This is a genomic window from Halalkalibacterium halodurans (assembly GCF_004376175.1).
GTDB classification, from domain to species: Bacteria; Bacillota; Bacilli; order Bacillales; family Bacillaceae_D; genus Halalkalibacterium; species Halalkalibacterium halodurans.
In genome coordinates, this window is sequence record NZ_SNUY01000156.1 from 1 (window position 1) to 1,069 (window position 1,069).

At 39.4% G+C, this 1,069-nt stretch carries 1 protein-coding gene and 1 pseudogene; both read left to right on the plus strand.

Annotation, left to right across the window (positions count from 1 at the left end; genetic code table 11):
- The first annotated feature begins 483 nt into the window (after positions 1-483).
- Positions 484-713: pseudogene (locus E2L07_RS20565) on the plus strand (SunI/YnzG family protein).
- A gap of 45 nt (positions 714-758) precedes the next feature.
- On the plus strand, positions 759-965 hold the full coding sequence (locus E2L07_RS20570; RefSeq protein WP_134230534.1) for a hypothetical protein: 207 nt from the start codon (positions 759-761) through the stop codon (positions 963-965).
- Positions 966-1,069: the final 104 nt, after the last annotated feature.

Consider the following 1,069-nt stretch of genomic DNA (forward strand, 5'->3'; position numbering starts at 1 on the left):
CCCTTGATTGACCTCTGAATAAACCATTGGTGTGTTTGTCAAGAGCGATAGCGTGGCATTTCCACCTAATAAATGGTAGGTAGTATGAACCGTGCTAGTTTTTCATAGAACTTTTGACACTACCTTTTAATTAGGACGAGACTTACTCGTCATCTGGGAAAGAACTCCGTCTAGTTGACCACTTACTCTTCTTGGTAATTAGGCGGTGACGTATTTAGAGCTTTTTATCCCCCCATTCTAAGATTGAATTGTTCATTTAAATCCACGTTCGTTTTTCACAGTAAATTCAAGAAAAGCAACATCAATGGTCGAAATACATTCCTTAATCAATTATATCCTAAGGCACTCGCTCTACCAAGGATTGTAAATCCGGTTGCTAGAAAAGAGTCCTCTATGGTATGGTTATTATATCCATAAACATCAGTGTTTGTAAGTGCAAGCAAGCACGATATTCCTTACACCTAATGAGAGAGGATTGGTAACATGCTAGGAATAAACGTAAAAAAGGATGAAACGAATCTAGTCATTCAGTGGCAGTTGAGCACCACCACGAAGTGAATGAAGACGAGACTTATGGTGGAGAAAATCCAGCTGCTGTTAGAATCGGCACGCCTTATGGTACAACCGATCGAATCATGATTAAAACGAAAAAACAAGACTACCTTTTGTTTACGACAAATAAAGCAAAAATCTTAAAAGAAATTCACAGTTGATTTAGTAGTTGGCTGATCCTTTTCCTATACATTGCACGCATTCCAATGACGGAAGCTTCAATTCTTGCCCATATGAATGAGCAAGAGCGCTATGCATGTGTCCACGACTTGGAATGCGTTGAAGTGACATCGTCTGTCGGTCCGGACGGTGCTTACCGAACGAAAGTCGAGCGCTATGATGTTGACACAAGTGTAGCTTGGTACGGTCTTTTTTCCATTGGATTGATGGATATAGAGTCTCGGAATAAATAACAATTTTCCGGGTGAAATGAACCAAAATTACTGGAAATTGGATTGGAATGGCCTGCACACTCATTATTTTCATTGTATTTTCAAAAATGTGCATGACAAAGAAA

What these genes read in the sequence shown, in the direction of transcription:
- E2L07_RS20570 (WP_134230534.1), top strand. Translation starts at nt 759, where the DNA reads ATGACGGAAGCTTCAATTCTTGCCCATATGAATGAGCAAGAGCGCTAT.